Here is a 5,925-nt window from a genome sequence, read left to right as displayed (position 1 = left end):
CCCCCCGGCCGCCCCGGCGCCTCAGCGCCGCCGGCGCCACCACCGCCGGCCGGCCAGCGCGTCGGTGAGCCGGCCGGCGTCCAGCCGGCCGAAGTCGCGCTCGACGCCGTCCACGAGCACCACCGGCACCCGGTCCGACCAGCGGCGCACGGCCTCGGGGTCGGCGTCGACGTCCACCTCGGCCCACGCCGTGCCGGTGGCCTCGGCCACCCGGCGCACCACCTCGCGCCCCTCGTCGCACAGGTGGCACCCCGCGCGCGAGACCAGCACGACCCGCGCCCGCCCCGTGCTCTCCACGCCGCCCATCCTGCCCCCCGCGCCGGGCCCGGGCGCGCACCCCGCGCAGCGCGGCGTCGGCCTACGATGCGGGAGTGGCAGCTGCCCGGGTGACGGCGCCCGACCCGTGCGTCGCCGCCTTCTTCGACCTCGACAACACGGTGGTCCGCGGCGCGTCCCTCTTCTACTTCGCGCGCGGCCTGCACGCGCGCGGCTTCTTCTCCTCGCGCGAGCTGCGCGGCTTCGCCCGGCGCGCGGTGCACTTCGCGCTGCGCGGGGAGGTGCACGGGCACCTGCTGGAGGTGCGCGAGCTGGCGCTGGCGTTCGTGGCGGGGCACTCCACGGCGGAGATCCGCGCGATCGGCGAGGAGGTGTACGACGAGCACGTGGAGGCCAAGGTGCGCCCGGGGGTGCGGGTGCTGGCGGACCGGCACCTGGGGCAGGGGGCGCCGGTGTGGCTGGTGACGGCGGCGCCGGTGGAGCTGGCGGACGTGGTGGCGCGCCGGCTGGGCCTGACGGGGGCGCTGGGCACGGTGGCCGAGAGCGTGGAAGGCACGTACACGGGGCGCCTGGTGGGCGAGCCGGTGCACGGGGCGGCGAAGGCGGCGGCGGTGCGGGCGCTGGCGGAGCGCGCGGGGTGGGACCTGGCGCGGTGCGCGGCCTACTCGGACTCGGCGAACGACCTGCCGCTGCTGTCGATGGTGGGCTGGCCGGTGGCGGTGAACCCGGACCGCGCGCTGCGCCGGCACGCGCTGCGCAACGGCTGGGAGGTGCGCGAGTTCGGCCACTGGCGGCGCGCGGCGCGCTGGACGGCGCGGGCGGGCACGGCCGGGGCGGCGGGCGCGGCGGTGCTGGCGCTGGCGGGCCTGGTGCGCCGCGCGGGCTGATCGCGGGCTGATCGCGGGCTGATCGCGGGGCGGCCCGGTGGCCCGGTACGCGGACGGGCGGGCCCCCGGTGGGGACCCGCCCGTGCGAGCAGTCGCGCTCAGCTCACTTCTTGTTGCGGCGCTGGTGGCGCGTGCGGCGGAGCAGCTTGCGGTGCTTCTTCTTCGCCATGCGCTTGCGGCGCTTCTTGATGACAGAGCCCAAGGGGTCCTCGCTCACTCGACAGGGGATTCTCGCGTCCAGCCGCTGACGCGGCAAACCTTCCCCATGGTAGCGGTCCGCGGGGGCGCCGCGCCGCGCCCGCTCCCCCGCCCGGCCCGGGCGGGGGAGCGGCGGTGCGGGCACGGGGTGCTCAGGCGGTGTCGATGAAGGCCTGGCGCAGGTACTCGTGCACCGCGTCCTCGGGGACGCGGAAGGAGCGGCCGACGCGCACGGCGGGCAGGTCGCCGTTGTGCACGAGCCGGTAGACGGTCATCTTCGACACGCGCATCATCGACGCCACCTCGGCCACGGTCAGGAACCGGACGTCGGACAGCGGACGGTCCTCAGGCATCCCCACAGCACCTTCCACCTCGCGCCAGCGGCCCGCCGCCCTCCCGGACGGGGGAGCGGGGGGCGTCCCGCTCACCACTGTAGGGGCAGACGTGACGCCTGTGGAAGAGATGCGTGTCCGAAGTGTCACACTGAGTGACCTGAGCGCTCTGTGACTGCTGGCTACGCTCAGTCGAAGTCCGGGTCCAGGCCGTGCAGGGGGAAGGCCGCCCGCCGCGTCGCCAGCACCGCCCGGTCCACCGGGTCGTCCGGGTCGTAGCCGGAGGACCAGTCCTGGAACGCCCCGCTGGCGCCGTCCGTCATCGAGCGCGGCGCCTCCCGGCCGGTGGACTCCTCCACGTGCGCCCGCCACTCCGGGGGCAGCGGCGTCGACGGCTCCAGCGGCCGGTGCGCCGCCTCCGCCACCAGGTGCGCCCAGGTGCGCGGCACCACGTCCACCACCTCGTAGCCCCCGCCGCCCAGCGCCAGCCAGCGCCCGCCGGCCGCCGAGTGCGCCAGCGCGTGCATCGAGGCCGCCGCCACCCGCTGCGCGTCCAGGGAGAGCACCAGGTGCCCCAGCGGGTCCAGCGCGTGGGTGTCGCAGCCGTGCTGGGTCACCAGCAGGTCCGGGGCGAAGGCGGACACCAGCTGCGGCACCACCGAGTGCACCGCGCGCAGCCACCCGGCGTCCCGGGTGCCCGCCGGCAGCGCCAGGTTCACCGCCGAGCCCAGCGCCCCCGGCCCGCCCAGCTCGTCCGCGAAGCCCGTGCCCGGGAAGAGCGTCGTGCCCGACTCGTGCACGCTGATCGTCAGCACCCGCGGCTCGTCCCAGAACACCGCCTCGGTGCCGTCGCCGTGGTGGCAGTCCAGGTCCACGTACGCCACCCGCTGCGCGCCGTCGTCCAGCGCCGCCCGCACCGCCGCGGCCGCGTCGTTGTAGACGCAGAACCCGCTCGCGCAGCCCGGCTTGGCGTGGTGCATGCCGCCGCAGAAGTTCACCCCGTGCAGCGCGCGCCCGTCCAGCACCGCCCGGCCCAGGTCCACCGAGCCGCCCACGATGCGCGCGGCCGCCTCGTGCATGCCGGGGAAGGCCGGGTCGTCCTCGGTGCCCAGGCCGAAGACCTCCTGCGCGTCGCGCGGGTCGGCCGAGGCCGCCTGCACCGCGCGCACGTACTCCGGGTCGTGCACCGTGCGCAGCAGGTCGTCGTCGGCCGGGCGGGCCGAGACCACCCGCACCCCCGGCGCGGAGAACAGGCCCAGCGCCCCGCACAGGCGGGCCGTCAGGTCCAGCCGCACCGGCGCCATGGGGTGCCAGCGGCCGAAGTCGTAGCGGTTGAAGACCGGGTCCCACACGACCTGGACCGTGTCGGGCTCCGGGGGCGGGGTCACCGCGGGCTCCGGTGCGGTGCGCGGCGCGGGGCTGGCGGGGAGCACCCGGGCACCCTAACCACCGCCTCAGCTCCCCGACAGCTGCCGCGAGCGCGCCCAGGCGGCCTCGACGGCCGACACCAGCGCCGCGCGCACCCCGGACTCGTCCAGCTGGCGCAGGGCCGCGGCCGTCGTGCCCGCCGGGGAGGTCACCTGCTCGCGCAGCACCGTGGGGTGCTGGCCGGTCTCGCGCAGCATCGCGCCGGCCCCCACGACGGTCTGCACGACGAGCTCCGTGGCCGTGGCGCGCGGCAGCCCCAGCAGCACGCCCGCCTCGACCATGGCCTCCACCACGTAGAACACGTACGCCGGGCCGGAGCCGGACAGCGCGGTCACCGCGTCCAGGTGCTTCTCCGGCAGCACCACCGTGCGCCCGCACGAGCGCAGCAGGTCCTCGGCCTCGGCGAGGTCGGCGTCCGCGCAGGCGCTGCCGCCGGCGAGCGCGGCCATGCCCTCGTCCACCAGCGAGGGGGTGTTGGGCATGACCCGCACCACGGCCGTGCCGGCGGGCAGGCGCGCCTCGATCGCGGCGGTCGTCACCCCGGCGGCCAGCGAGACGAGCAGGGCGCCGGGCGCCAGGTGCGGGGCCAGGGAGTCCAGCAGGTCGGCGAGGTCCTGCGGCTTGACGGCCACCACGACGGTGGCCGCGCCGCGCACGGCGGCCGGGTCGTCGACCACGCGCACGCCGAAGCGCTCGTGCAGCTCGGCGCCGCGACCGGCGCGGCGGTCCACGACGAGGACGTCGGCGGGGCTGCGGCCGGCGCGCAGCAGCCCGCCCAGCAGCGTCTGCCCCATCACGCCGGCGCCCACCAGGGCCAGCGGGCCGTGCGAGCGGGGGACCCGGGCCGCCCCGGGCTCGCCCGCCGGGTCGCCCACGGGATCGCCCACGGGGTCGCTCACGCGGTGCCCTCCCCCACGGGTGCCGGCGCCAGGTGGCGGCGGGCGAACTCCAGCGTGCGGGCCAGCTCGCGCTCGCGCGCGGCGCGCCCGCGGGCCTTGCGGGTGTTCACCTCGGCGACCACCCCGCCGGTGAACCCGCTGCCCACCAGGTGCTGCAGGACCTCCGCGCACGGCTGGGCGCCGTCGCCGGGCACGAGGTGCTCGTCCTTGATGGAGCCGGAGCCGTCGCACAGGTGCACGTGCGCCAGGCGGTCGCCGAAGGAGCGCGCCAGCTCCAGGGAGTCCAGCCCGCTCGTCGCGGCGTGCGAGAGGTCCAGGGTGAGGTGGCGGTAGTCCACCTCCGTGGGGTCCCAGCCGGGCGCGTAGGCGACGACCTCCCGGCCGCGCGCGCGCCAGGGGAACATGTTCTCCACCGCCAGGGTCACGCCCGAGGAGCGCTCCAGCTCGCGCACCCCGTCCACGAAGCCGGCGGCGTACTCGCGCTGCCAGCGGAACGGCGGGTGCACCACGACGGTGGGGGCGCCCAGGTCGGCGGCCAGCTCGCAGGACTTCTCGACCTTGCCCCACGGGTCGCCGCGGCCCCAGATGCGCTGGGTCAGCAGCAGCGTGGGGGCGTGGATCGAGACGACCGGCACGCCGTAGTGGTCGACGAGGCGCTGCAGGGCGGCGGCGTCCTGGCTGACCGGGTCGGTCCACACCATGACCTCGACGCCGTCGTAGCCCAGGCGGGCGGCGATCTCGAACGCCGCGGTCGTCGACTCCGGGTAGGAGCAGGAGGTCGACAGCCCCACGGGGAGCGGCCCGCCGTGCTGGAGGTCCATGGCGTCCAACCTAGAGCGCGCCCGCGGCCGCGCGCGCTCCCGGCGCGGCACCGCGCTCGGCGCCGATGGCGTCCAGCCGGCGCAGGATGACGCCCTCGCGCAGCGCCCAGGGGCCCACGAGCGCCTCCTCCACGCCGAACAGCTCGAAGGCGGCCTCGGCGACCAGGGCGCCGGCCAGCAGCTGCGGGGCGCGCTCGACGGCCACGCCGGGCAGCTGGGCGCGCTGCGCGCACGTCATGGCGGCCAGCTCGGGCACGCGGGCGCTGAGGTCGGCGCGGCGCAGCACCCGGCGCACCCGCGGGCCCTCGGCGCTGGGCGCGGCGCCGCACAGGCGGGCCAGGCTGCGGAACGTCTTGCTGGTGACGACCACCGCGTCCGGGGCGCCGGCGCGGGTGACGTCGCGCACCCGGGCGGCGATCTGCTGGCGCACGTAGCGGCGCACCTCGCGCACCGCCTCCTTCGAGGGCGGGTCGCCGGGCAGGCGGTCGCGGGTGAGCCGGCCGGCGCCCAGCGGCAGGGAGAAGGACACGTCGGGCGCCTCGTCCAGCCCGGCGGCGACCTCCAGGGAGCCGCCGCCGATGTCCAGCACGAGCAGCCGCCCGGCCGACCAGCCGTACCAGCGGCGCACCGCCAGGAACGTCAGGTCCGCCTCGGCGGTGCCCGGCAGCACCTCCAGGCGCACGCCGGTGCGCTCGGCGACGTGGGCGAGCACCTGCTCGCCGTTGGTGGCCTCGCGCAGGGCGGAGGTGGCGAAGGCCAGCAGCTCCTCCACGCCGGCGTCCTCGGCCGCGCGGGCGGCCTCGTCGACGGCGTCGGTCAGGCCGGCGACGCCCCTGGCGTTGACCGCGCCGGCGCCGTCGAGGTGCTCGGCCAGGCGCAGCAGGCGCCGGGTGGAGTCCGCCGCCAGCGGGTGCGCGCCCGGGTGGGCGTCCACCACGAGGAGGTGGACGGTGTTGGAACCCACGTCGAGGACGCCCAGCCGCATGGTCGCGAGCGTATTGGACTCCCGGGCACCGCCCGCACCGCCCGCCCGGGAGCGCCGCGGGCACCCGCGCGGCGCGCTTACCCTCGTGCGGTGCGCCAC

Annotated in this window: 8 protein-coding genes; 1 reads left to right on the top strand and 7 read right to left on the bottom strand. The window is 77.6% G+C overall.

What is annotated here, in order from left to right; translation table 11 throughout:
* Positions 1-21 precede the first annotated feature (21 nt).
* On the bottom strand, positions 22-306 hold the full coding sequence (locus GTR00_RS12520; RefSeq protein WP_166611947.1) for a glutaredoxin family protein: 285 nt from the start codon (positions 304-306) through the stop codon (positions 22-24).
* Between the two features lie 65 nt (positions 307-371).
* Between GTR00_RS12520 and GTR00_RS12515 the strand changes: the two genes are divergently transcribed.
* Positions 372-1,163: an HAD family hydrolase gene (locus GTR00_RS12515; protein WP_166611946.1), complete on the top strand. Its 792-nt coding sequence runs from the start codon at positions 372-374 to the stop codon at positions 1,161-1,163.
* Positions 1,164-1,266: 103 nt separating this feature from the next.
* Here GTR00_RS12515 and GTR00_RS12510 read toward each other — a convergent pair whose 3' ends face one another.
* The 6 genes from GTR00_RS12510 to GTR00_RS12485 form a co-directional block, all read right to left on the bottom strand.
* Positions 1,267-1,365, bottom strand: a complete 99-nt coding sequence (locus tag GTR00_RS12510) for a 30S ribosomal protein bS22 (protein WP_012085056.1) — start codon at positions 1,363-1,365, stop codon at positions 1,267-1,269.
* Positions 1,366-1,513: 148 nt separating this feature from the next.
* Entirely contained in the window at positions 1,514-1,714 is a 201-nt protein-coding gene (locus tag GTR00_RS12505) for a helix-turn-helix domain-containing protein (protein ID WP_166611945.1), read from the bottom strand.
* A 167-nt stretch (positions 1,715-1,881) separates the two neighbouring features.
* A complete protein-coding gene (locus tag GTR00_RS12500; RefSeq protein WP_323132440.1) occupies positions 1,882-3,081 on the bottom strand; it encodes an acetoin utilization protein AcuC in 1,200 nt (399 codons plus the stop codon).
* A gap of 66 nt (positions 3,082-3,147) precedes the next feature.
* Positions 3,148-3,939 carry a pyrroline-5-carboxylate reductase gene (gene proC, locus GTR00_RS12495; RefSeq protein WP_166611948.1) on the bottom strand — a complete coding sequence of 264 codons (792 nt, stop codon included), beginning with the start codon at positions 3,937-3,939 and terminating at the stop codon, positions 3,148-3,150.
* Between the two features lie 77 nt (positions 3,940-4,016).
* Positions 4,017-4,841 carry a sugar phosphate isomerase/epimerase family protein gene (locus tag GTR00_RS12490; protein ID WP_166611944.1) on the bottom strand — a complete coding sequence of 275 codons (825 nt, stop codon included), beginning with the start codon at positions 4,839-4,841 and terminating at the stop codon, positions 4,017-4,019.
* Between the two features lie 10 nt (positions 4,842-4,851).
* A complete protein-coding gene (locus tag GTR00_RS12485) occupies positions 4,852-5,826 on the bottom strand; it encodes a Ppx/GppA phosphatase family protein (RefSeq protein ID WP_166611943.1) in 975 nt (324 codons plus the stop codon).
* Between the last annotated feature and the right edge of the window lie 99 nt (positions 5,827-5,925).

The organism is Kineococcus indalonis, from assembly GCF_009906395.1.
GTDB classification, from domain to species: Bacteria; Actinomycetota; Actinomycetes; order Actinomycetales; family Kineococcaceae; genus Kineococcus; species Kineococcus indalonis.
This window is presented reverse-complemented; position numbering and strand designations above follow the sequence as displayed.